The sequence below is a fragment of the Clostridium senegalense genome, assembly GCF_018916625.1.
GTDB lineage: Bacteria > Bacillota > Clostridia > Clostridiales > Clostridiaceae > Clostridium_J > Clostridium_J senegalense.
On sequence record NZ_JAHLNC010000009.1, the window covers coordinates 12,733 to 37,391 of the forward strand.

General features: G+C 26.1%; 24 protein-coding genes. 17 read left to right on the top strand and 7 right to left on the bottom strand.

Translation table 11 applies throughout. The features are described from left to right. Positions 1-49: 49 nt before the first annotated feature. Complete coding sequence (locus KQI36_RS14000; RefSeq protein ID WP_010296079.1) at positions 50-205, bottom strand: hypothetical protein; 156 nt, start codon at positions 203-205, stop codon at positions 50-52. Between the two features lie 183 nt (positions 206-388). On the opposite strand from KQI36_RS14000, the gene KQI36_RS14005 reads away from it, so the two are divergent. Continuing rightward, entirely contained in the window at positions 389-1,618 is a 1,230-nt protein-coding gene (locus tag KQI36_RS14005; protein ID WP_216451394.1) for a hypothetical protein, read from the top strand. A 37-nt stretch (positions 1,619-1,655) separates the two neighbouring features. Next, a complete protein-coding gene (locus KQI36_RS14010; protein WP_216451395.1) occupies positions 1,656-2,195 on the top strand; it encodes a flavodoxin family protein in 540 nt (179 codons plus the stop codon). A 39-nt stretch (positions 2,196-2,234) separates the two neighbouring features. On the opposite strand, the gene KQI36_RS14015 is transcribed toward KQI36_RS14010, so the two are convergent. Together KQI36_RS14015 and KQI36_RS14020 are read right to left on the bottom strand one after the other, a co-directional pair. Then, entirely contained in the window at positions 2,235-2,540 is a 306-nt protein-coding gene (locus tag KQI36_RS14015) for a hypothetical protein (RefSeq protein WP_216451397.1), read from the bottom strand. 218 nt (positions 2,541-2,758) lie between these two features. Further along, complete coding sequence (locus tag KQI36_RS14020; RefSeq protein WP_216451398.1) at positions 2,759-3,949, bottom strand: dicarboxylate/amino acid:cation symporter; 1,191 nt, start codon at positions 3,947-3,949, stop codon at positions 2,759-2,761. Positions 3,950-4,346: 397 nt separating this feature from the next. Here KQI36_RS14020 and KQI36_RS14025 point away from each other — a divergent pair, with 397 nt between their 5' ends. Further along, entirely contained in the window at positions 4,347-4,844 is a 498-nt protein-coding gene (locus KQI36_RS14025; protein WP_010296065.1) for a TspO/MBR family protein, read from the top strand. Positions 4,845-5,216: 372 nt separating this feature from the next. After that, positions 5,217-5,633 (top strand): hypothetical protein, encoded by a 417-nt coding sequence (locus tag KQI36_RS14030; RefSeq protein ID WP_216451399.1) that lies wholly within the window; start codon positions 5,217-5,219, stop codon positions 5,631-5,633. A gap of 51 nt (positions 5,634-5,684) precedes the next feature. Here the strand turns inward: KQI36_RS14030 and uvsE are convergent, their stop codons facing one another. Then, on the bottom strand, positions 5,685-6,647 hold the full coding sequence (gene uvsE / locus KQI36_RS14035) for a UV DNA damage repair endonuclease UvsE (protein WP_216451400.1): 963 nt from the start codon (positions 6,645-6,647) through the stop codon (positions 5,685-5,687). Positions 6,648-6,798: 151 nt separating this feature from the next. On the opposite strand from uvsE, the gene KQI36_RS14040 reads away from it, so the two are divergent. The 8 genes from KQI36_RS14040 to KQI36_RS14075 all read left to right on the top strand — a co-directional run bounded on the left by KQI36_RS14040 (position 6,799) and on the right by KQI36_RS14075 (position 13,690). Beyond that, complete coding sequence (locus KQI36_RS14040; RefSeq protein ID WP_216451402.1) at positions 6,799-7,443, top strand: protein kinase; 645 nt, start codon at positions 6,799-6,801, stop codon at positions 7,441-7,443. A gap of 70 nt (positions 7,444-7,513) precedes the next feature. Then, complete coding sequence (locus KQI36_RS14045; protein WP_216451403.1) at positions 7,514-8,005, top strand: hypothetical protein; 492 nt, start codon at positions 7,514-7,516, stop codon at positions 8,003-8,005. A 503-nt stretch (positions 8,006-8,508) separates the two neighbouring features. Next, a complete protein-coding gene (locus KQI36_RS14050; protein ID WP_216451404.1) occupies positions 8,509-8,772 on the top strand; it encodes a metal-sensing transcriptional repressor in 264 nt (87 codons plus the stop codon). Between the two features lie 101 nt (positions 8,773-8,873). Next, entirely contained in the window at positions 8,874-11,315 is a 2,442-nt protein-coding gene (locus KQI36_RS14055) for a heavy metal translocating P-type ATPase (RefSeq protein WP_216451405.1), read from the top strand. 56 nt (positions 11,316-11,371) lie between these two features. Continuing rightward, positions 11,372-11,587, top strand: a complete 216-nt coding sequence (locus KQI36_RS14060; protein ID WP_216451406.1) for a heavy-metal-associated domain-containing protein — start codon at positions 11,372-11,374, stop codon at positions 11,585-11,587. 184 nt (positions 11,588-11,771) lie between these two features. Next, complete coding sequence (locus KQI36_RS14065; RefSeq protein ID WP_216451408.1) at positions 11,772-11,915, top strand: hypothetical protein; 144 nt, start codon at positions 11,772-11,774, stop codon at positions 11,913-11,915. Between the two features lie 321 nt (positions 11,916-12,236). Next, positions 12,237-12,896 carry a peptidylprolyl isomerase gene (locus tag KQI36_RS14070; protein ID WP_244991600.1) on the top strand — a complete coding sequence of 220 codons (660 nt, stop codon included), beginning with the start codon at positions 12,237-12,239 and terminating at the stop codon, positions 12,894-12,896. 122 nt (positions 12,897-13,018) lie between these two features. Continuing rightward, positions 13,019-13,690: a manganese catalase family protein gene (locus KQI36_RS14075; RefSeq protein WP_216451410.1), complete on the top strand. Its 672-nt coding sequence runs from the start codon at positions 13,019-13,021 to the stop codon at positions 13,688-13,690. A 211-nt stretch (positions 13,691-13,901) separates the two neighbouring features. On the opposite strand, the gene KQI36_RS14080 is transcribed toward KQI36_RS14075, so the two are convergent. Continuing rightward, positions 13,902-14,171, bottom strand: coding sequence for a DUF1294 domain-containing protein (locus tag KQI36_RS14080; RefSeq protein ID WP_216451412.1), 270 nt, complete (start codon positions 14,169-14,171; stop codon positions 13,902-13,904). A gap of 241 nt (positions 14,172-14,412) precedes the next feature. Between KQI36_RS14080 and KQI36_RS14085 the strand changes: the two genes are divergently transcribed. From KQI36_RS14085 to KQI36_RS14100, 4 genes are all read left to right on the top strand, one after another. Next, positions 14,413-16,098 (top strand): flavin monoamine oxidase family protein, encoded by a 1,686-nt coding sequence (locus KQI36_RS14085; protein WP_244991601.1) that lies wholly within the window; start codon positions 14,413-14,415, stop codon positions 16,096-16,098. A 215-nt stretch (positions 16,099-16,313) separates the two neighbouring features. After that, positions 16,314-18,074 carry a methyl-accepting chemotaxis protein gene (locus KQI36_RS14090; protein ID WP_216451413.1) on the top strand — a complete coding sequence of 587 codons (1,761 nt, stop codon included), beginning with the start codon at positions 16,314-16,316 and terminating at the stop codon, positions 18,072-18,074. A gap of 127 nt (positions 18,075-18,201) precedes the next feature. Next, a complete protein-coding gene (locus tag KQI36_RS14095; protein ID WP_216451414.1) occupies positions 18,202-18,951 on the top strand; it encodes a M15 family metallopeptidase in 750 nt (249 codons plus the stop codon). Positions 18,952-19,218: 267 nt separating this feature from the next. Further along, positions 19,219-20,430 carry a cytochrome c biogenesis protein/redoxin gene (locus KQI36_RS14100; protein ID WP_216451415.1) on the top strand — a complete coding sequence of 404 codons (1,212 nt, stop codon included), beginning with the start codon at positions 19,219-19,221 and terminating at the stop codon, positions 20,428-20,430. Positions 20,431-20,512: 82 nt separating this feature from the next. Here the strand turns inward: KQI36_RS14100 and KQI36_RS14105 are convergent, their stop codons facing one another. Next, the gene (locus KQI36_RS14105) at positions 20,513-21,241 is read right to left on the bottom strand and encodes a trimeric intracellular cation channel family protein (protein ID WP_216451416.1); all 729 of its coding nucleotides are present in this window, start codon (positions 21,239-21,241) and stop codon (positions 20,513-20,515) included. A 54-nt stretch (positions 21,242-21,295) separates the two neighbouring features. Beyond that, positions 21,296-22,444 carry a double-cubane-cluster-containing anaerobic reductase gene (locus KQI36_RS14110; RefSeq protein WP_216451417.1) on the bottom strand — a complete coding sequence of 383 codons (1,149 nt, stop codon included), beginning with the start codon at positions 22,442-22,444 and terminating at the stop codon, positions 21,296-21,298. Between the two features lie 247 nt (positions 22,445-22,691). On the opposite strand from KQI36_RS14110, the gene KQI36_RS14115 reads away from it, so the two are divergent. Beyond that, the gene (locus KQI36_RS14115) at positions 22,692-24,644 is read left to right on the top strand and encodes a YgiQ family radical SAM protein (protein ID WP_216451419.1); all 1,953 of its coding nucleotides are present in this window, start codon (positions 22,692-22,694) and stop codon (positions 24,642-24,644) included. Positions 24,645-24,659: the final 15 nt, after the last annotated feature.

Consider the following 24,659-nt stretch of genomic DNA (forward strand, 5'->3'; position numbering starts at 1 on the left):
TATGTTATATTTCAAATTAATAAATTTGTTTATAATTTAATAAAATGGTTTAGTTTATATGATCACTTTGAAAACCTTGTCTCTTAATAGAATGTTTTTTTGCTGTTCTATTATTATTTTTACCTTCTTCGCTAGTTATAGGTGTTTGATAATTACATTTTCTCATTCTAGCTTCTTTATTATCAGGTTGACTATCTTTTGGCATAAAAACACCTCCTTTTGAAATATACTTAAATTGATTATTATAGATTTTATAGTTATGATAATATCTTGTGTTATATTTATAAATTTATTAAGTTAATTTAATGGTTAAAATGGATAATTTTGATTAAGGAAGGTATATATTATATAATTTGATTATGTATAGAAGGGATGGTGCCACTTAATTATGTGCCTTTACAGTAGAGCAAAGGATTTAAAACTATTTTATAAAGAGCTATGGTGGAGAAGTAATTGCGATTTATGTTTAGATATAGATTATGTTGATTATTTTGATAAAAAGCGAAATGAAAAAGAATTCAATTTATTTTTAGATGCTTTTTTAAATAATATAATGGAATTTCCAAAAGATGATGAAGAAAAGTCTAATTTGAAAAATAGGTGTATGGAGAATATAAAGGATTTTTTTAGTAAAGTAGATTTTTATAATGCTAAATATATTGAGAATCATATTGATGAAAAGTTTTTTGAAAGTACGAAATTATTTATTGAAAATTGTAAAAAATTTGATGATAAATTAACTTTTGAAGATATAGGTCAAGCTATGCGAAATTTATGGATAGTAAATATACTTCAAAAAGCTTTCGGTCAAAACGTTCAGTTTACAAAAGCTATATTTGGTTATAGTATGTTATACCCTTATACGGATAATTACTTGGACAATCCTTTGATTTCAATTGAAGAAAAATCTAATTTTAATAAAAGGTTTTTAAAAAGATTGGAAGGAGCAAAACTTAATGGAATTTGTGAACATGAGAATAAAGTTTATGAATTAATAGAAGAAATTGAAAGAGTATTTGAAAGAGAAGAACATAAAAAGGTTTATGAATCGCTTATTATAATTCTCAATGCACAACAACAAGGTTTGATAAATCAAAGTAAAAAAAGTATACCTTATGAAAATGATATTTTAGGAATATCTATAGAAAAGGGTGGGGCTTCTGTACTTGCAGATGGATATCTTATAAATGGAGTTTTAAATGAACTTCAAGAAGAATTTGTATATGGTTACGGATTTTTGCTTCAGCTCTGTGATGATATTCAAGATATAGAAGAGGACTTAGAAAATAATCACATGACAATAATAAGCCAAATAGCAGGTAAATATCCCTTAGATTTAATAGTAAATAAACTAATAAATTTTACAAGTGAGTTTTTAGATAAAAGTGAGTGCTTTAACTGTGAAAAAGAAGATGAATTAAAGTACATTATAAAGACTAATTGCTTAATGATGATATTTTTTGCTGTAATTAAAAATAGAAAATATTTTTCTAAAAAATATGTAAAGGAAATAAAGAAATATGTACCATTTACTAACAGATTTATAGATAAGTTAGAGGTAAACATGAAGAAAAAGGTAAAAAAATTAAAAGAAAATTTAAATATAGATAAATATTAAATTTTATATATTATTTTTGGATTGGAGGATTTTATTTATGAAAATTGGAGCATTTATGGGAAGTCCACATAAAAGTGGCAATACAGCTGTATTGTTAAATAAATTTCTAAAGGGAGTTAGTGATAACCATAAGGTAACTATAGCAAATATATTCTTACAGGAATATAAAATATCACCGTGTATGGCATGTAACTATTGTAAAAGAGAAGGTGAATGTATTCAAAAAGATGATATGGTAAATTTATATGATGTTTTTAAACAATCAGATATTTTAGTTTTTGCAACACCTATTTATTGGTGGAGCATGTCTGCACAGTTAAAGACTTTTATAGATAGAACTTATGCATTGGAGGAAAAAGATAGGAAGGGCAAAAAGGCATATCTTCTTATGACATATGGTGGAGCAATGCCAAATTCTGGACCAGAGCTTACAGAAAAAATGTTTAAAGATATATTTGATTATGTAGGAATAGAACTTTTAGGTGTTTATGGTGTATGTACTGATGAGAATATACCAGTAAAAGATAACACCTTGGCACTAGAAGAAATATATAAGATAGGAAAAGAGTTAATATAAAAAGTAAAGTGCCTTAAAAATTTTAAGGCACTTTACTTTTTAAAAAGAAATATATTTTTTATATCTACAATAATACATTAAGAGAAAATTTATTCCATATATTATTAAAGGACATAAAGTTATAGAATACCAAGGTAGAAATTTTTTAATTAATATTACACCTAGAATAAAATTAAGAATAAAAATTGTTATAGATCCATAAAACTGTATCTTGAAAAATGATACTTCGTCATTGAAAGAAAGATTAGTATATCTATTGTGAATTAAAACCATATTTTGACCAAGATAACCATAAAGAATATATACAAATGCAATTATTATAAGTAATATACCTAAAAATTTCATAAAGTACCTCCATAAATATGTTTTACAATGTAATATGATTTTTATCTTTAATATATTTTATAATTTATAAAATATAAAGTTACAAATATTTAAATAAGTTAAACATTTATAAAGCAATTTTATGAAAATAAAAAAAAGACTATTACTTTAAAGTGATATTTTATTTATCAGTTATAAGTAATAGTCTTTAATATTTAAATTAGGTTAGTTTACTTAATTTAAAGTAATTCATCTGTAGAAGATGGTTTAAAATTTTTCCTTTCAGCTATACCTGTCAGCATTAAAGCTATAGCACCATCTCCAACAATGTTACATGCAGTACCAAAACTATCTTGTAGTGCAAATATTGTAAGGATTAATGCTGTACCTACTTCATTAAAACCTAATACACTAGTTATAAGTCCTAAAGATGCCATTACTGTTCCTCCAGGAACTCCAGGTGCACCTATTGCAAATACTCCAAGTAGTATTATAAATAATGATATACTGCCTAATGATGGAAGATTTCCATAAAGAATTTTTGAAACTGTCAGTACAAAAAATACTTCTGTTAAAACAGATCCACATAAGTGAATGTTAGCACATAGTGGAATAGCAAAATCAGTTATATCATCTCTTAATGTTTCTGTAGATTTAGCACATTTAAGAGCTACTGGTAATGTTGCAGCAGATGACATAGTACCTACAGCAGTTAAGTATGCTGGACCATATTTTTTTACAACTTTAAGTGGGTTAGTTTTAGAAATAGCCCCAGCTATAAGATAAAGAAATGCAAGCCAAATAAAATGTCCAATTAATACAATAATTATGACTTTAATAAAAACTGGTAAATGGTTTGTAATACTACCTTCATATGCAAGTTGTGCAAAAGTAGTTGCTATAAAAACAGGTATTATAGGTATAACAACTTTTGTAGCAATACTAAGAACTATATTTTGAAACTCTTCTAAAAGTTTTTCTACTGTTTCGGATTTTGTCCATGCTGTTGCAAGTCCAACAAGAATTGATAAGGCTAGTGCACTCATAACACTCATAATTGGAGGTATATCTAAATTAAATATCACCTCAGGAATTTTTTGTAATCCGTCTGTAGTAGAAACAATATTGAGATGTGGAATTATTGTGTATCCTGCAATAGCAGAAAATGCCGCTGCCCCAACTGAGGATAAATATGCTATTAAAACAGCATATCCTAAAAGTTTTGTAGCATTAGATTTTAACCTTGCTATAGAAGGAGCAATAAAACCAATTATAATTAGTGGGATTGTAAATAGAATAATTTGAGATAATATTTTTTTAATAGTTACTATTATTGCGATTGTAGGTGAAGAACACATAAAGCCTAGTAAAAGACCTATGGCTACAGCTACTATTAGCTTGAAAATTAAGCTGTTAAAAAATTTTTTCATTGCAAATGAACCTCCATTGTATAAAATCTTTGTCTATCCACATTTATAATTAGACAAAGAAAACCAAAATACCTTTTAATTTGATAAATATTTTTAAATCAAATATATAAATAAAATCTATTATAAAAACAAATATAAGATAAAAATAATAATTGCTTTTATAATAGATTTTATTTATTAGTTGCAATTATTGATAAGTTTAAAAAAATTTAATTTAGTTATATTAATTTATAAAAATTTAAAGATAAAAAGTTAATTAAGATTTATGTGAAAAATATATAATTTGAAAAAATGAATATTTATATGTGAAGTTAAATATATAAATACCATATAGGTATTACATAATATAATTACTATATTTAAATATCTATAAATATAAATTAAATGGGGGTAAAAAATGAAATCTATTTTAAAAGTAAAAGGTAAAAAAGACTATTTTCTTTTAATAATAAGTCTAATTTTTACTTTAGGACTTCCTGCAATTATAAGTATTGTTACAAGAAATGCACCGACAATTTATAAAGTATTGGTAAAACCAAGTTTTTCTCCACCACCAACAGTTTTTGCTATTGTCTGGCCTATATTATATTTTATGATGGGACTAGCTTTTTATAGAATATTAATGCTAGGTAAATTAGGATATGATGTAAATAAAGAAATAATATTGTTTGTAATTCAATTTGCATTAAACCTGTTATGGTCAATTATTTTTTTCTATTTCAATTTAAGATTTTTAGCTTTTATAGAATTATTTATATTAATTATATTTATTATTTTTACAACTGTAGCATTTTATAAAAAGGACAAGATTGCTGGTTTGTTACTTTTACCATATCTTATTTGGAGTAGTTTTGCTTTAATTTTAAATTATCAAATATATAAGTTAAATAAATAAAACTTAAAAGATTAGTTTTTGCTTAGAGTTGAATTTTATAAAAAAGTTTGATAAAATATAGTGCTAGTCAATTAAATACTACAAAGTATAATTTTTAAGTTACATGTTATGTAGGTTTCTAAGTTAACTTTTAAAATTATTTATTCCCAAATTTAGATACCTAAAATAGTGAGACATGATTCGAATCAATTAGAATTTAACATTACATTTTATATGAAAATATTTTAAAGGTATTAAATAAATTTAAATTGGTCATTGTTTCTTGTAATATTAAAAAGTGAAATGGTATTTAAAAATATAAAAATGTTTAATATATACCATAAATTAGAGAGTTAAACGGAAAAAATAAGAATAGTAAAGAAGGTTGTAAGTATGAGCAAAAACTGTATCTTTAATGAAAATAAATTGTGTAATGATTGTAAAGAATGTGAGTTATGTGAATTAGATAGAAAGAAAGTTTGTAATAACTGTGGAAAATGCTTAGAGTTAGAGGGGTATGATATTAGAGCTATAAAAATAGATGAAGTCTTTGAAAATAAAGAAGATGAAAAAGAAAAAATTAACATAGACATTGAAGAATTTAGTGATTTTGATTTGGAAGATGATAATTTAGAAAATGATTCATATGACTTAAAGGAAGAAGCTACTGAGTATGTAGATGTATTTGATAATGAAGAAAATTTAAGCTATATAGATGATGTTGAAGAGTTAAAAGAATTATTAGATGAAGGTAAAGAGCTTGGTGATGAGGTATGCCCTGGATTAATTACTTATAAAAAGAATAAATAAAGTATAGATAAGGAACCTAGATTGTATTAATAGATATTATCTAGGTTCTTTTTATACTAAAAATGTAGAATTATCCAACCATTTCCAATTAGGCTTTAAAATTTTTATATCTTTTGCTAATTTAAATAGTGCTAAATCTTTATTTTTTGCTTCGAGCATAACATCTAAGCTATCATATCCTAAGGAACTACATAGTTTTATAAAATTCACAAATTCTATTGGATTTATATAATCTGCATGTTTTCTATCCAATTTATGATTACGTGGACTGGAATAATGGATTTTTGCAGGAAAAGGCTGATTTTCCCAGGTTTCAAAAAAATTATTTAAAATTTCAACTAAAGATTCGTTATTATTATTACATTTAAAATGATGTATGTCTAATACCATAGGTATATTTAAACTATTGCAAATTTTAAGTGTATCTGTTGCAGTAAAACTTTTATCATCATTTTCAAGTATTATTTTTGATTTAATTGATTGGGGAATGGTGTTAAAATTTTCAATAAAACGTATACTAGCTTTGGCTATACCATCTTGCTTCCCGCCAACATGTAATATCATTTTACCATTTTCATATTTTAAATCTTCAAATAAATTAGCATGAAACATAAGATTTCTTATGGTATTTTTTACAGTAGTATCATTAATACTGTTAATAACATTAAATTCATTGGGGTGAGTATCTACACGAAAATTATTTATTTTAATATATTCTCCAATGAAATTAAAATAATCATAAAATAATTCTCTAAAATTCCAATTAAAAACTTCAGGATGAGTTGCAAGTGGAATCAAAGAGGACGTGATTCTATAAAAAGAAATTTGTTTATTTTTATTATATTTTAATATAGTGTATAAGTCATCTAAGTTAGATCTAGTAACAGTTATAAGTTTTTGTAGTTTTTCTGGTTCAGTATCAAGTTTATTATAATAACTATAAGTTACATTACTAGAACTAGAGATTTTAGGGAGATTAAGTGATATTGAAACATATCCTAAACGAACTTTCATAATAAAACATCCTTTTTAACATATTTAATCAATATATATTATTAAATATAATTAATAGATTTATGCACAAAAACAATATTATAAAAATTAAGGCTACTTATTTACGATGATGCATAGAATAGTATTAATAGCTATGTATTTTGGAGGAATTATGACAAGACCTTTTAGTAATCCAATTTATTTAAGTAGACGAGTAGAAGAAATGATAAAAACCTCAGAGTATTTGGGAAAGGGTAATAATGGTGTTGTTTATTTATTACCCAATAATAAAATAATAAAAATATTTAATTGTACAAAGGTTTGTAAAATGGAATATGAAACTTTAGTAAAGTCACGAAAAAGTAAATACTTTCCTAAAGCATATGAACATGGTAGTCACTACATAATAAGAGATTATGTAGGTGGGGTAAGATTAGATAAGTATTTAAGAAAAAACCCTATAAATAGAGAAATTGCAGAACATATAGTAAATCTTTATAGAGATTTTAAAAAATTAGGCTACAAAAGATTAGATATAAGATGTAAGGATTTATATGTACAAGAAGATTTTTCATTAAAAGTAATAGATCCTAAGAATCAATATAAGAAACGGGTAAGTTATCCAAGACATTTAATGAAAGGAATGGATAGTAGAAATAGATTGGAAGAATTTTTATCTTTTTTAAAGGATATAGATAAAAAACTTTATGATGATTGGAGTTCAAAGATATATATTTATCTTGAACAAAAGGAAAAAGAGCATCAAGATAGATTAATAAGAAAAGCTATGAGAGAATTAAATAATAAGAATAAATAATAGGAAGTTAGTAAAAAATAACTATAATCTAAATTTAGATTATAGTTATTTTTATTGAGGAGGGATTGTTTTGAGTAAAATTTTCGTAATTTTAATTGCTTTTTCAATGCTTTTTTCTTTAGTAGGATGTACTAATAAAAATGAAAAAGTTGTTAAAAGTGAAGTAAATCAAGAGATTGAGGAAAAAGTTAAAGATGAAATAGTTACTTACCCTAAAGATTTTAAAGAAGAGTTGGGAGAAGGAACTATTATAGTATCAACACCAGATGGAAATGGTGAAACAGGATTAATACCTATAGTACATACGCAAGCAGATGTTAAAATAATGCAAATAGATTTAACAACTTCTAATTTTGATGAGAAAAAAATAAGCTATATATTTATAGATGAAAAGTTGGTCGAAAAAGGAAATTTCGGAGAAAGTAAAGTTTCTTTAAATCTTACTGATGAGAATCTAGTTAAAGGAACTCATAAAATAGAGGTTATTCAATTTGAAGATAATGATGCTAGTAAAAAACCCATAGTTTATAAAAGTGCAAAATATGAGGTGAAAGAAGCTTAAATAATTTGAAATTAGATTAATAGTATAGAATTCCAAGCATATACGTAAAGTTAAGCCTGAAAATTTATAGTGTTAAAAAAATAAAGATAAAAAACTATAAGGTGTCTAAATGAACTTTCAATGGATAACTTATTTAAGTTCTTTATTATAAAATGTAGCAATAAATTTAAAAATTACTGGAATAAGGATGTTGGCTTTGCGTATATGCTTGTATAAATATAGACTTGAGGAAATATTATTAATTCTTATTTTAATAAATTTAAAATTATATATAGGATTGTAAGTTGACTTTAAGAATTATCCATTTAAAAACTTGCATACCTAAAATAGTGAGATGTCCTCCAAATTACTTAGAATTTAATGCTGAATCTTGTATGAAAATATTTTAAAGTTATTTAATAAATTTAAACGGAAGTTTATTTCCTTATAGTATTGACAAAATAAAACAAAAGTATTATATTGAATTTATACCCCCCGGGGGTGGGGTGGGAAGGAGTGATTTTATGAATCAAGAAAAGAAAAATGCTGTAAAGTATTTAAAAATTGCTAAAGGGCAAATAGAAGGAATTATAAAAATGATTGAAGATGAAAGATATTGTATTGATATATCTAATCAAATAATTGCATCTCAATCTTTATTAAAGAAAGCTAATTCGGAGATAATAAAGCAACATCTTACTCATTGTGTAAAAAATTCTTGTTGTGAAGGCGATTTAGACACAAAATTAGAAGAAGTTATGATGATTATTGAAAAGTTAGCTAAATAGTTGCAATACAAAAGATTAATATTTAGATTATAAAAAGATATAAATAGTTTACCAAAGCTAAAGTTTAAATTTAAAACTCTATATAGTGAAAGGAGAGGGGTATGGATAATAAGAACATTAAGATAGAAGGAATGACCTGTGCAGCTTGTTCAAAAGCAGTTGAGAGAATAACAAGAAAACTTGATGGCGTTGAAAGTTCAAATGTAAACTTAGCAACAGGAAAATTAAACATAACTTTTGATAAAGAGAAAGTTATGTTAGAAACTATAATAGATGCTATAGAAAAAGGCGGTTATAAAGCAACGTTAGACACTGTAATTAGAACAGTGAAAATTGGAGGCATGACTTGTGCATCTTGTTCTAAAGCAGTTGAAAGAACAGTTAAAAGATTAGACGGTGTAGTTGATGCTAATGTGAATTTAGCAAATGAGAAATTAACAGTAGAATTTGAAAAAGATAAAATTAATATATATAAAATAAAAGAAGCTATAAAAAAAGCTGGATATTTAGTAATAAATTTAGAAAATGATTCTATAGATAAAGACAAAGAAAGGAAAGAGAAAGACAGTAAAAATCTCTTTAATAGATTAGTAGCATCTTCAGTAATAACAATACCGTTACTCATAATATCAATGGGATCTATGTTTGGATTGAAGTTACCTACCATGATAAATCCTATGGAAAATCCCTTTAATTTTGCTTTAATACAATTTATATTAACAACATTAGTGATAATTATAGGGAATAAATTTTTTAGAGTTGGATTTAAGTCATTAATTAAAGGAAATCCTAATATGGATTCACTTATATCAATTGGTTCTTTGGCATCTTATTTGTATAGTATATATGCAATGATTGAAATTTATAATGGAAACGGACATGCTGTTCATGAAAAGTTATATTTCGAATCAGCAGCAACAATATTAACTTTAATTACTCTTGGAAAATATTTAGAGTCAAAAACAAAAGGAAAAACATCAGAAGCTATAAAAAAACTTATGGGTCTTACACCTAAAACAGCAACAATTGAAAGAGATGGAAAAGAAATTGTAATTCCAATAGATGATGTTGAAGTTTCTGATATAGTAATTGTAAAACCAGGTGAAAAGCTTCCTGTAGACGGAATTGTTGTTTATGGAACAACTTCTATAGATGAAAGTATGTTAACTGGGGAAAGTATACCAGTTGAAAAAGCTAAAGGAAGTAATGTTATTGGTGCTAGCATAAATAAAAATGGGCATATTAAATATAAAGCAACTAAGGTTGGTGGTGACACAGCTCTTGCTCAAATAATTAAGTTAGTAGAAGAGGCACAAGGGTCGAAAGCACCGATAGCAAGGCTTGCAGATGTAGTTTCTGGATATTTTGTGCCTACTGTAATAATACTTGCATTAATATCTTCTATAGGTTGGTATGTATATGAAAAGGATTTTGTATTTGCACTTACTATATTTACTTCTGTTCTTGTAATTGCTTGTCCTTGTGCTTTAGGATTAGCTACTCCAACAGCTATTATGGTTGGTACAGGAAAGGGAGCTGAAATGGGAGTTCTTTTTAAAAGTGGAACTGCATTGGAAGAAACTCATAAAATAGAAACTGTAGTTTTTGATAAAACAGGAACAATAACTGAAGGTAAGCCTAAAGTTACAGACATAATAAGTAAAAATATTAGTGATGAAAACTTATTATTAATTGCAGCATCAGCGGAAAAGGGATCAGAACATCCATTAGGAGAAGCGATAGTTTTAAAAGCTAAAGAGAAAAATTTAGAGTTTAAGGCTATTGATAAGTTTAAAGCTATACAAGGTAAAGGAATTAATTGTGAAATAGAAAATGATAATATTTTACTTGGTAATGATAAACTTATGATTTCAAGTAATATAAATATAGAGGGTTTTAATGATGATTATAAAAGCTTAGCAGAACAAGGTAAGACACCTATGTTTATTGCAATAAATAGTGAATTAAAAGGAATTATAGCTGTTGCAGATACTGTTAAGAAAAGCAGTAAAGAAGCTATAGAAAAGTTACATTCTATGGGTATAGAAGTAGCCATGCTTACAGGCGATAATAAAATAACAGCTAGTGCAATAGCTAAAGAAGTTGGTATAGATGTTGTAGTTTCAGATGTTCTTCCTAATGAGAAAGCTTCAGTTATTGAAGAATTTCAAAATAACGGGAAGAAAACTGCTATGGTTGGAGATGGAATAAATGATGCCCCAGCACTTGCTAAGGCTGATATAGGAATAGCAATTGGATCTGGAACAGATGTAGCAATTGAATCAGCAGACGTAGTTTTAATGAAAAGTGACCTTATAGATGTTCCTCTAGCTATTAAATTAAGTGATAAAACAATAAAAAATATTAAAGAAAATTTATTTTGGGCATTTGGGTATAATACATTAGGATTACCAATAGCTATGGGCGTACTTCATATTTTTAAAGGTCCACTTTTAAATCCTATGATTGCAGCTTTAGCTATGAGTTTTAGTTCAGTTTCTGTGCTTTTAAATGCATTAAGACTTAAAAATTTCAAGGAGTAAATTAAAGTTTAAAATTAAAAAACTTTATATAAATTATAATTAAAGGAGAGAAAATTATGAAAATGAAAATCGAAATAAATGGAATGAGTTGTATGCACTGTGTTAAACATGTAAATGAGTGTTTAAGTGAATTAGAAGGAGTAACTTCAGTAGAAGTCAATTTAGAGGATAAAAACGCTATAATAGAATGTAATAAAGAAATTGGTGAAAATATAATAAAAAGTGCATTAGATGAATACGGATATGAAGCTGTAAATTTTAAAAAAATTTAATAAATAAAATGTAAAAGGGTATTTGAAATCTAAGAAAATACCCTTTTACTTATTTTAAAATTTTTATAAGTGATAAATTTATATATTATTTGGACTAAATTTAAAAATTGCAGTATAATACATAAAGTTTGATTTATATGTTGATAATATATATTAATATAATTATATATATTTAAAGAAAGGAATGAGAAAAATTTATACTAAAGAAAAAGAAGATATAGAAGTATTATATGATTATGACTATGATACTTTTAATAAGGTACCAAAAAGTGAATATCCTAAATATGAAGAAATTTTACAGTGGTCTTTAGAAAAAAATAATAATTAAGAATAAACCATGGATTTAAGCATAGAATATACTGCTTTGATACAAAATCCATGGTTTTATATTTTAAGTAAATAAATATAGTAGAAATAGTAAGTTTAAAATTATATTTTATGTCATTTTATATATCTAAAGTAAATATATTTTATAGTCGTCACAGCTTTGTAATAAACATTAGATATTATTAAGTTATTAAAATTTTAAGCAAATAAAATACTTTCTAAGTAATAAATTATCTTTATTTTAATTTAGATTAAATATAAATATTTTACTTCATTTATAAATATGGTAAAATTTAATCAAAACTCAAGAAAGGAGATTTTTATGAGCAAAAAATACATAGCACTAATATTATTAATTATAATTGGAGTTACAGTTGTAATTTCTGGATGTACTAAAAAACAAGAGGACAAAGAGGAAGTTCCAACTGTAGTTAAAAGTGAAAAAGGAGAAAATGGGAAAAATCCAATTGCCAAAATAGAATTGGAGGATGGTTCTGTTATAAAGGCAGAGTTATATCCTGATTTAGCACCAAATACTGTTAGAAATTTTATATCATTAGCTAATTCTAATTTTTATGATGGTTTAATATTTCATAGAGTTATAAAAGGATTTATGATTCAAGGTGGAGATCCACAGGGTGATGGAACTGGTGGTCCAGGATACACTATTAAAGGTGAATTTAAAGAAAATGGGTTTGAGCAGAATGTGTTAAAACATGAAAAAGGTGTTTTATCAATGGCAAGGGCACAAGATCCTGATTCAGCTGGTTCTCAATTTTTTATAATGCACGAGACTGCAGCACATCTAGATGATCAATATGCTGCTTTTGGTAAAGTGGTAGAGGGACTTGAAGTTGTGGATAAAATAGCAAATGTAGAGACAGATAAAAATGATAAACCAGTAAAAGAAATTAAAATTAAAAAAATAACAGTAGATACTTTTGGAGTGCAATATAATGAACCAGAAAAAGTAGCTCAATAGGATAAAAAACAGGATTCTAAGTAAAATTAGAAATCCTGTTTTTTATTTAATACTTATATAGGTATATAAAATATATAGTAGCAAATAATAAATCTGAAATTTATTATTTGGAGGTGCAGTTCATGTTTGAACACAAAAAACAATTACTACATGAGGTTAAAGTTGAAAGACCTAATCCTCAATATGCAGTTTTAATGCAAGAACAATTAGGTGGGGGCAACGGTGAACTTAAAGCAGCAATGCAATATATGGCTCAAAGTTTTAGAATCAAAGATCCAGAAATAAAAGATTTATTTTTAGATATAGCGGCAGAAGAACTTAGTCATATGGAAATGGTGGCTCAAACTATAAATTTATTAAATGGTCATGATGTAAACATTAACGAAGTTAATAGTGGAGAGATTCAAACACATGTCCAATGTGGCTTATCACCAGTATTAATTAATTCATCAGGCGCACCATGGACTGCTGATTATGTAACTGTAACGGGTGATTTAGTTGCAGACCTATTATCTAATATAGCATCTGAGCAAAGAGCAAAAGTTGTATATGAATATTTATATCGCCAAATTGATGATAAAGAAGTTAGGGCAACCATCGATTTCTTACTTAATAGAGAAGAAGCACATAATGCATTATTTAGAGAAGCGTTAAATAAAGTGCAAAATACTGGTTCCAATAAAGACTTTGGAGTTACTGAGGATTCTAAGCTATACTTTAATTTATCTAATCCAGGACCTTCTCATGAGGCTCCTAATCCAACTCCAACTTCCTTTGAAAATCCAAGAAAATAAAAATATATATGTAAATATTTTTAAAAGAACACTTGTCCAGTGATGAATAAGTGTTCTTTTAATTTATAAAAAACATTCAAATAAAATATTATAATTTCTTTGTAAAGTAATTATTTTTTAGCAATTGCAATATGAGTGAGAGTAAAAAATTTCACTTTTGAATAGTTATATTTTGAATAGTTATATTATGTAAAAGAAGTGATTGTTAAATTTATATTTTGTATATTGTATAATATAAAAATATAATTTGAATTATTAATATTAAAGGAATGCCTAAGGTAAACTTTGTATGTTTAGTTTTGTGTCTAAATGTATACATACTTATAAGTGAACCTAAGGAACCACCTAAAATTGCAATGGTAAGTAAAGTGTTTTCTTTAATACGCCATTTGTGCTTTTTAGCTTTAATTTTATCTATATACATTAATACGAATCCAAGTACATTCATGGTAATGAGATAAAATATAAATATATTATTCATAAAAACCTCCTAATTTATATATAGGATCTAACCTAAAACTTTGATTTATATTATTATCTATATAGTACATCATAAAATATCAGAATGAAAATCTTTTTAGTTTTTTATAAAGACATGGTTAAAAATCAATAATAGAAACTATAAAAACAATAAATATACTCATTTTCTATTAATTTGAATAATATGTTTATTATAGAAAGGAAAAGGAGATGTATTTTTATTGTATATGGAAGAAAGTTATATGCAACCTAATAACCCTAGTAATGAAGAGAGATATAAAATGTTAAAAAGAGCTTTAGAAGTTTTAAATAGGCCAGAAGATTTAAAAAACATTATAGAGATGATGTCTCCTCCAAGAGATATTACAACAATACTTCCCCAAGGAAGTTGCAAAGGAATTAAGATTGGTATAATAGGTGCTGGTCTTGCTGGACTATCATCTGCTTTTGAACTTAGAAAATTAGGATTTGATATTACTATATTTGAAATGCAGGAAAAGCGTATAGGTGGTAGAATATATACTCATTATTTTGATAAAGATGAGGGGTTATATGCTGAACTAGGTGCTATGAGAATACCTGTTAGCCATGAGACTACATGGCATTATGTAAATACATTTGATTTAAAAACAAGTCCTTTTATTCAATCAGATGAAAATACTTATATATATATAAGGCATAAACGAGCAAAAAATGATTTGTTAGGAAAAGATGTGATGAAAAAAATTTATCCGGAATTTAATTTGACTCCAAAAGAAAGAGTTACTCCATGGCAAAAACTTATAAGTTATGTATTAACAACTCCATTATTAAACATGAGTCCAGAGATAAGAAAAGAAATTCTAAAAGTGCAGCAAGAATATCCATTAGAAATTGATTACTTGGATAATTTTAGTACAAGGAAAATGATGGAAAAATTAGGACTAAGTGAGGGTGCTATAGAGTTAATTTCAGGACTAGAGCCATTTATAGGGACGGCATATTATAATAGTTATTTTGAACCATTACAAGAAGAATATAATGTGGAAAATCTATATAGGTATAAAATAGATGGAGGTTTTGTAAATCTTTCAAATTCATTTTATAAATCATTGATGTCTAAAAAGCCTAGAGAAGTTTTCAATATTAAAGAAAAAAATTTAGGAAAGATTACTTTCAAGACTGGTAGCACTGTTGTAGCATTATCTAAACATACTAAAGATGATAAAGTAATAGTAGAATATAAGCAACATAATAAATCACAGGAAAGATTAAATCAAACTTTTGATTTTGTTATTTGCAGTATTCCATTTTCAAGTCTTAGAAATGTAGAATTATTCCCTATGTTTAGTAATGAAAAAATGCAGGCTATTAAAGAAGTGAATTATATGTGTGCTCAGAAGGTATTTTTCCTTTGTAATAAAAGATTTTGGGAAGAAGATGATATATATGGAGGAGCATCAAGTACTGATTTACCTATAGGAAAGGTATGGTATGTAGATCAGAGATATAATAGTAAGGTTAATAAGGATGATTGTCATAATAAGAAAAAAAATAAATCTAGTGATAAAGGTGTTTTATTAGCATCTTATATTGCAGGACAAGATGCGCTAAGACTAGGAAATTTAGATGAAAAAACAAAAATTGAGTCAGTGAAAAGACAAGTTGAGCAAGTACATGGACTTAAAAGAGGATATCTTGATTCTATAGTTGAAGATGTGAAAATAATACAATGGGAAAGAGAACAAGGATTTTATGGAGGATATTGCTATTTTATGCCATCGCAACATAGACTTTTTTCATACTCTATGATAACACCAGAGTATGATAATAGAGTATATTTTGCAGGGGAACACACTTCTGTATTACATGCTTGGTGTCAAGGCGCTTTAAGTAGTGGCATGAAAGCTGCAAATGAAATAGCACAGTACTGCAAATTTATAATGTAATATTTTAATTTTAACTTTTAAATGGGACAGTATATAGATTTATACAAATCTATATACTGTCCTTAAAATTTATAATAAAAATAGTATTATTTTTATTATAAAAGTTACGATAATAATTATTATTGAATAATAAGTAAAAAATGAAATAGCAAATCTTTTGATAATAATTTTCAATTAATGAATATTATGCTAATATATTATGGGGAGGGATTTTTATGAAATTAAAAGGAATGTTTAATTTAAATTCAGTTAAAAAGAAAATAATATTAGGATTTTTATCTGTAATAATTATAAATTTGATTGTTTTTTTAGGAGTTGAATTTGTTAATGGATATAAAGAATTTGAGGAGCAGTCACTAGACAAAAGTTATGCTTATGCAGAGCATATAGAAAAAGTTATATCACCGATTGGTATAGAAAATCCAGAGAAAATTCAACTTAAAATAGTTGATTTATTAGAATCACAGTATGAATTAGCTTCTTATATTGGAGTTTTAGATAAAAATTTTAATTATGTTGCTAACACAGATAAAAGTAAGATAGGTATTAGTTTTAAAAATGAGAATATAGATAAGTTAATTGATGAAAATAAACCAGCAAGCTTTAAGGTGAAATTTAATGGTGAAAATGAATATTTTTCCGTGGTTCCATTATATAATACAAAAATTAATGGCTTACATAATAAAGAAAAATCAGATGCTGTAGCATCAGCTAGTGTTAAATCAAAAAATGAGGTTGTAAGTTCTGCTAGTATTAGTTTGGATATACCTGGTTTAGTGGTAGTAAAAATGGATAATAGTAAAATGCTTAGGGGAGTAAAAGAAAGAATTTATATTACAATTTTAATTAGTATAATAGTCTTTTTTGTATCAATAGTAATAGCAGTGCTAATATCGTCTAGTATAACTAAGCCATTATTAAAGATAAGAGATTACTTAAGAAATATGTCAAAGGGAGATTTAACAAAGGTAATTGATATAAAATCTAAGGATGAAATATTAGCTTTAGCAAAAGACATTGATGGAACAAATATATCATTGAAAAATATTATATGTAAAATAAGAAATGTATCAGAAGATTTAGAAGGTTATTCAAAAGAAGTGAATATATCTTCAAAAGAAATAGCAGCTGTAAGTGAAGAAATATCAAGTTCAGTAAATTCCATTGCAGAATCCAGTAATGTTCAAAGTGAAAATTTAATAGAGGCCACAGGTAAAATTAAGGATTTTTCACTTAACTTAAATATAATAAATAAAAAAATAAATTCGATAGAAAATAATAGTAATGAAATTAAATTATTTGCAGACAAAGGATCCCAAGGAATAAGTGAAGTAATACTAAGTATAGATGATTTAACATTTAACTTTAAAGGTTTTATAGATGAAATAACAAATCTTACTAACAATATTAATAATATAAGTTCAATTACCAAAACAATTAATAATGTAGCAAGACAAACTAATTTGCTGTCATTGAATGCATCCATAGAATCAGCTAGATATAGTGGAGAAGGTAGAGGATTTAAAATAGTTGCAGAAGAAATTAAAAAACTTGCAAGACAAACTTTAGAGTCCTCAGAGGATATAACTCAATTAATTGGAGAAATATCAAAGGCTACTAGTTCTGTTGGGGAAATGGCTAATAATATTTCTATGGAATTCTTAAATCAACATGAAGGAATTTTAAAAAATATAAATATATTTAAAGATATAGTTAATAAAATAAATACTATAATACCTGAGATTAAAGAAATAGCTACTCTTACTAATAAAACTGTAAAAATGAAAGATGGAATTTTAAATAATATTGAATATGTAACATCTACTTCAGAAGAACTTGCATCTTCTATGGAAGAAGTATCTCAATCGATTGAGCAACAATCATCTACTATAATTAATTTATCCGATTTATCGGAGGTATTAAATTCTATATCTAATGATATGGTTGGCATGATAGAAAAGTTTACTCTTGACTAAAGCTTAATATCAAAAAAATTTAGTTTAAAAGGCAATTTATATATTATGTAGTTAAATTTATGGTAAAAAAAGGAAATAACATCACCTATGTAGTATTTATATATAATTGGAGAAATAGGGGGTGTGTATGAATAGAAATAATAAAAAAATTGTAATTTCATTATTAATGATATTAATTGCAATATGTACAGTTGAATTAAACAATAATGGGTTATCACATTTTTTAAGAGAAAAGACAGATAGTAGCAAAAATGATGTATATAAAAATATAGCTATAGCTTCTATAAATAACAAAAAACATAAAATTCTTATTGTAAATAGAGAACATTCATTAGATAAAGATTTTATTCCCAAAGAGCTTATAAAGCCTAATATAAAGTTTTTAAAAGGTTCAAATGAAAATGTAAAATTATTAGATAAGCCAGCGGCTTTAGCATTAGAGAAAATGTTTAGTTATGCTGAAGATGATGGAGTATATCTTTTAGGGGTTTCTGGTTACAGAGATTATTACTATCAAAAGCTTCTTTACGATAATGAAGTCAAGTCTGTTGGAAAGAAAGAGGCAGACAGGGCAGTAGCTAAACCTGGTGAAAGTGGACATCAAACAGGATTAGCAATAGATATACTTTCACAAGAGTATACAACATTAGATGAAGGGTTTCAGTATACTAAATCATATAAATGGATTAAAGAAAATAGTTATAAGTATGGTTTTATAATTAGGTATCCTAAAGGTAAGGAGAATATTACCGGTTATGAATATGAGCCATGGCATATAAGATATGTAGGGGAAGATTTAGCGAAAGAAATATTTGATAAGAATATAACATTAGAGGAATATGTAGAAGAAAAAAAGAGCTTTTATGAAGCTAATTAAAAGTTAGATATTATCCACTTATGATAGACAGATAAAATAATAAAAATGTTTATCATAAGTGGATTATTTTTAAGTGGAATTTCCATAGTAGATCATTGAAGATAATAAAAAAAATAACTTAGTAAATAATAATATAAATTATAATTGTACTATGATTAAAATACTGATATAATAAAAAAATACATATACCAATATATTCAAATATATTGGTATAATGGTGGTTATACGTAAGTTAAATGATATTAAAGAATATATAGGAGGCTTCAAATGGAAAATGTAAACTTATTAATTGTTTTTATACAAGGGTTATTATCATTTTTTTCACCATGTATATTGCCCATATTACCTATTTATTTAAGTATATTATCCAATAGTAGTGTGCAAAGTTTGAAAAATGGAGAAGATAAATTCATAAAAAGTTCTTTATTTAAAAATACAATATTTTTCACCTTAGGAATATCAACTACATTTTTTATATTAGGTTCATCAGTAAATGCATTAAGTAGTTTTTTTAATACAAATAAAAATATGATAATGTTTATAGGTGGAATTATTATAATTATAATGGGATTATTCTATATGGGAATATTAAATTTTTCTTTATTAAATAAAGAAAAGAGATATAATATGGAAGTAAAAGAAATGAAAGCTGTGTCTGCATATCTTTTAGGTTTTACTTTTAGTTTTGGATGGACACCCTGTGTTGGACCAATACTAGCTTCTGTATTAATAATAGCCTCAAGTTCTAGTACTATGCTAAAAGGAAATATTTTAATAGCTACTTATACTATAGGATTTATATTACCATTTCTAATTACAGCATTGTTTTATAATAAGTTATTTAAAACATTAGATAAAATAAAGCTTTATATGGATATTATAAAAAAAATAGGTGGTTTAATTCTTATAGGGGCAGGCATGTTTATGATTATTAATGGGTTTAGTGGAATAAATAATCAAATAAACAATATAGAAAACTCTGAGATAATAAAAGAAAATAATGAGAATAATAATAGCCAAGTAGAAAAAGAAAATGTTGAAGAAGATAAAAATAGTGCTATAGATTTTATTTTATATGATCAATATGGAAAAGAACATAAACTTAGCGATTATAAAGGAAAAACTGTTTTCCTAAATTTTTGGGCTACTTGGTGTCCTCCATGTAAAGGGGAAATGCCTCATATTGAAGAATTATATAATGAATACAACAAAAATGACGATGAAGTTATAATATTAGGTGTTGCTTCACCTAATATAGGTTCAGAAGGATCTAAAGAAGATATAATAGAATTTTTAAATAAGGAAGGATATACATTTCCAGTTGTTTTCGATAATAGTGGAAATTTATTATATCAATATGGAATAAATGCTTTTCCATCAACGTTCATAATTGATAAAGATGGTAAAATAGTCCAATATGTTCCAGGTGCAATGGATAAAGATACAATGAAGTATCTTATAGATAGCTCGAAAGAATAAATTAATTATTAAAAAACATAGAAAATATAATAAAAAAATAAGTTATCTCATTTAAATTTTGAGATAGCTTATTTTTACAGTTTTATTTTAAAATTTCTATTGTTAATTTAGGCAAATTCCAGTTAAAATATAGAGACAACATTCTAAAAGAAAATGTTATAAAAGCAGAAATATATAAACAATGGATAATTGATATATGGTTATATAAGAACCAAAAAGCAAAAGCACCTAAAATAGAGGCTATAGCATAAATTTCTTTTTTGAATACTATTGGTATATCTTGTACAAATATATCTCTTAATATACCACCACCTATTCCAGTTATAGATCCCATACAAATCACTAAAAATAAATTAGAAAATTTATTTGAAATAGCTATGTTTGAACCAACAGCAGTAAAAATACCAAGGCCTATAGCATCAAAAATAGCATTAAATTTCTTTAAAATAGCAGTTCTTTTTCTTAAAAAACTTATTCTATGTTTGATATTTTCACTATTATAATCTTTATCAAAAATATCAATTTCATATTCTTGTAAAGCCTTTTTATATGTAAACTTTGATATAAAAGAGTATAAAGAAATAGTTATTATTGATGTTAATATACTTATAAAACAAAAAAATGGATTTTTGAAAGCCATAGGTTGAGTAGTTCCAATGATTATGTCTCTAAAAATCCCGCCACCTACAGCAGTTACTATAGATAGAGTGAGAATGCCAAATAAATCTAGTTTCTTTTGTATTGCAATAAGAGTTCCAGATATAGCAAAAACAACAGTGCCTATAAACTCAAAAATATTTAATAAAAACATAGTAAAATCTCCTTAAAATAAATAGCATAAATTAAACTTTTGAATAAAAAAGGATTATAACATTTCTATAAATGCTTGAATTCTAGTGTTTAATTGACCGATGTCTGATGTAGAATAATCAGTCTCTATTTTTATATACGGTAATTTTTTTTCTTTTGTCATAAATTCTTGAATCCTATTTGATTCTACATTATATGTATGACAAGCTTGTAGGATTACATCAACAACCCCGTCTACGGTATATTCGTCCGCTAAGTAAGATAAATACTCAATTCTATTATCATTAGGACTCATACAAGCACAAGCAGTTTTTAAATATCGTTCTGTCAATGCATCTATAGGATCTTTTTTTTCATCAACTAAAAGATTTTCATCTTTTGCACCATTACAATTTTCATAACATACTACAACTCCACCATTTGACTCAATGGCAGTTACAATCTTTTCTGTAGAATCACCTAATGGACATCCTGTAATTAATATTCGTTTAGCATCAGATGAAATTGGTCTTTTACCATTATTGTAATTTTCCATAGTCATTTTTATAATTGATTCAATGTCACTAATTTCCTTTTCTTTATCTGCTATATATAAAGTTCCTTGGATTACTTTTCTTAAATCATATCCACTCATAGGTGGAGGTGAAAGTTTAGATAAACCATAATAGTTTCTAAGAGTTATTCTTTCTTTATTTCTTAATTTAATAGCATACCTTAATTTTTCTTTTGTAATTTTCACATTAAAATTAGTTTCTAAAGTATTTTTAAGTTCTATTATTGAATTTTTATAATAAATATAAGATGCTTTACCATAAGGGGTTTGTGGTAATTGCATTACATGCATAGGTTTTCTTTTAGATAACAGTTCATACATTTTTTTCTTTCCATCACAGGTTGTTTCTCCAAGCAATAAGTCTGAAAAATAGTAAAAAGGACATTTTTCTGTTATAGCATAACCATAACTTGATTTAATGAGTGGACATAAATTACGAGGTAAATGTTTTTCACCATCTCTAATTGGGTCTTCATCCATACCACAAAGCCAAGCTGCTATTGCATCAGAGGCTTTTATGATTTCCCAAGGTGCAAAACCACAGTAAACTCCAACGATTTTTTTTCCTTCATCTTTCAAATTTTTGATATCCACAAAAGCATTTCTGCGAGCTTCACTAAACTCATAGATAAAATTAGGTAAATTATTCATTTTAAATCTCCTTATTTAAATAAACTACAAATGAATTATAGTATATAAAGCATAGTTATAGTAACATTATTCAAAAATAATATAATGTTACATAAATTTATAAAAAAGACAAATAAATATATAAATACTGAGGGCTAAGTTATATGATTATAAATTTAAATTTCAAATTCTATAAAATATTTGCATTATAATAAGTTAGAATGTAAAATAACAAAGTAAATTAAATAATAAATTAGCAGGTGATTTAATGACAAATAAAGAATTTTTACCTATTTGTAAAAAAGATATGGAAGAACGAGGTTGGAAGCAGTTAGATTTTATTTTAGTTACAGGAGATGCATACATAGACCATCATAGCTTCGGAACTGCCATAATTTCAAGGGTTTTAGAAAATTCAGGATATAAGGTTGGAATTATAGCTCAACCAGATTGGAAAAACATAGATGAATTTAAAAAGTTAGGACGACCAAGATTAGGATTCTTAGTAAATGCAGGTAATATGGATTCTATGGTTAATCATTATACAGTAAATAAAAAGTTAAGAGAAAAAGATTTTTATTCACCAGGTGGCAAGATGGGCTTAAGACCAGATAGAGCTACTATTGTTTATTGCAATAAGATAAGGGAGGCTTATAAAGATGCCCAAATAGTTATTGGTGGTGTAGAAGCTAGTTTAAGAAGATTTGCTCATTATGATTATTGGAGTGACAAGGTGAGAAAATCTATGCTTATAGATAGTGGAGCTGATTTATTAGCATATGGAATGAGTGAAAAGCAAATTGTAGATATTGCAGATAGATTAAATCTTGGAATAGAGGCCAAATATATAAGGGATGTAAATGGAACTTGCTATGTAGTAGATAATTTAGATGAAGTCTATTCTGATTACATAGAGATTCCTTCTTATAAGGAGGTTTCACAAGATAAAATCCAATATGCTAAAGCATTTAAGGTTCAATACGATGAACAAGACCCAATTAGAGGAAATGTCATAATACAAAGACATGGAAGTAAATACTTAGTACAGAACAAACCAGAAATGCCATTATCAAGAGAAGAACTAGATAAAGTATATAATTTGCCTTATAAAAGAACGTACCATCCTATATATGAAAAAGATGGGGGAATAGATGCTATAGAAGAGGTTCAATTTAGTATTGTTAGTTCAAGAGGATGTTTTGGAAGTTGCTCATTTTGTGCTATAACTTTTCATCAAGGAAGAATTGTACAAAGTAGGAGTGAAGAATCTATAATAAAAGAGGCAGAAGAAATTACAAAACTTAAAAATTTTAAAGGATATATACATGATGTAGGGGGACCTACAGCAAACTTTAGAAAACCTGCCTGCGAAAATCAACTTAAAATAGGTGCATGTAAAAATAAGCAATGCTTATATCCCAAGCCATGTAAAAATTTAGATGCAGACCATAGCGAATATTTACAAGTTATAAAAAAGGTTAGAGAACTAACTAAAATAAAAAAAGTATTTATACGTTCAGGGTTAAGATATGATTATATAATGGCAGATAAAAATGATATTTTCTTTAATGAACTTGTAGAGAATCATGTTAGCGGTCAATTGAAAGTTGCACCAGAACATATTTGTGGTGAAGTTTTGAAATATATGCAAAAACCAGCAGGAAAAACCTATAGTAAATTTATGGATAAGTTTTACAAAATAACTAAGAAAGTTGGTAAAAAACAATATATAGTACCATATTTAATGTCTAGTCACCCAGGAAGTACACTTAAATCAGCTATAGAGCTTGCAGAATACTTAAGAGATATTAAATATCAACCAGAACAAGTTCAAGACTTTTACCCTACACCTGGAACTTTATCAACGACGATGTTTTATACAGGATTAGATCCAAGAACGATGAGAGAAGTTTATGTTCCTAAAAGTAAGGCAGAAAAAGCTATGCAAAGAGCATTACTTCAATTTAGAAATCCTAAAAAATATGATTTAGTATATGAAGCCTTAAATCTTGCAAATAGGACAGAACTTATAGGCTTTGAAGAAAACTGTCTAATAAAACCTAAAAATAAGAAGCAATCACAACATTATGGTAAAGATAAAAAAAATTGTAATAAAAAAAGTGATAAGAATAAGAGCTTTAATAAAGATACTAAAAAAGGTAAGAAAGAGATAGTTATTATTAAAAATAAGAAAAAGGCTGGTAAAAAAAGAAGAAAATAAAAATGTGAAAAGCTA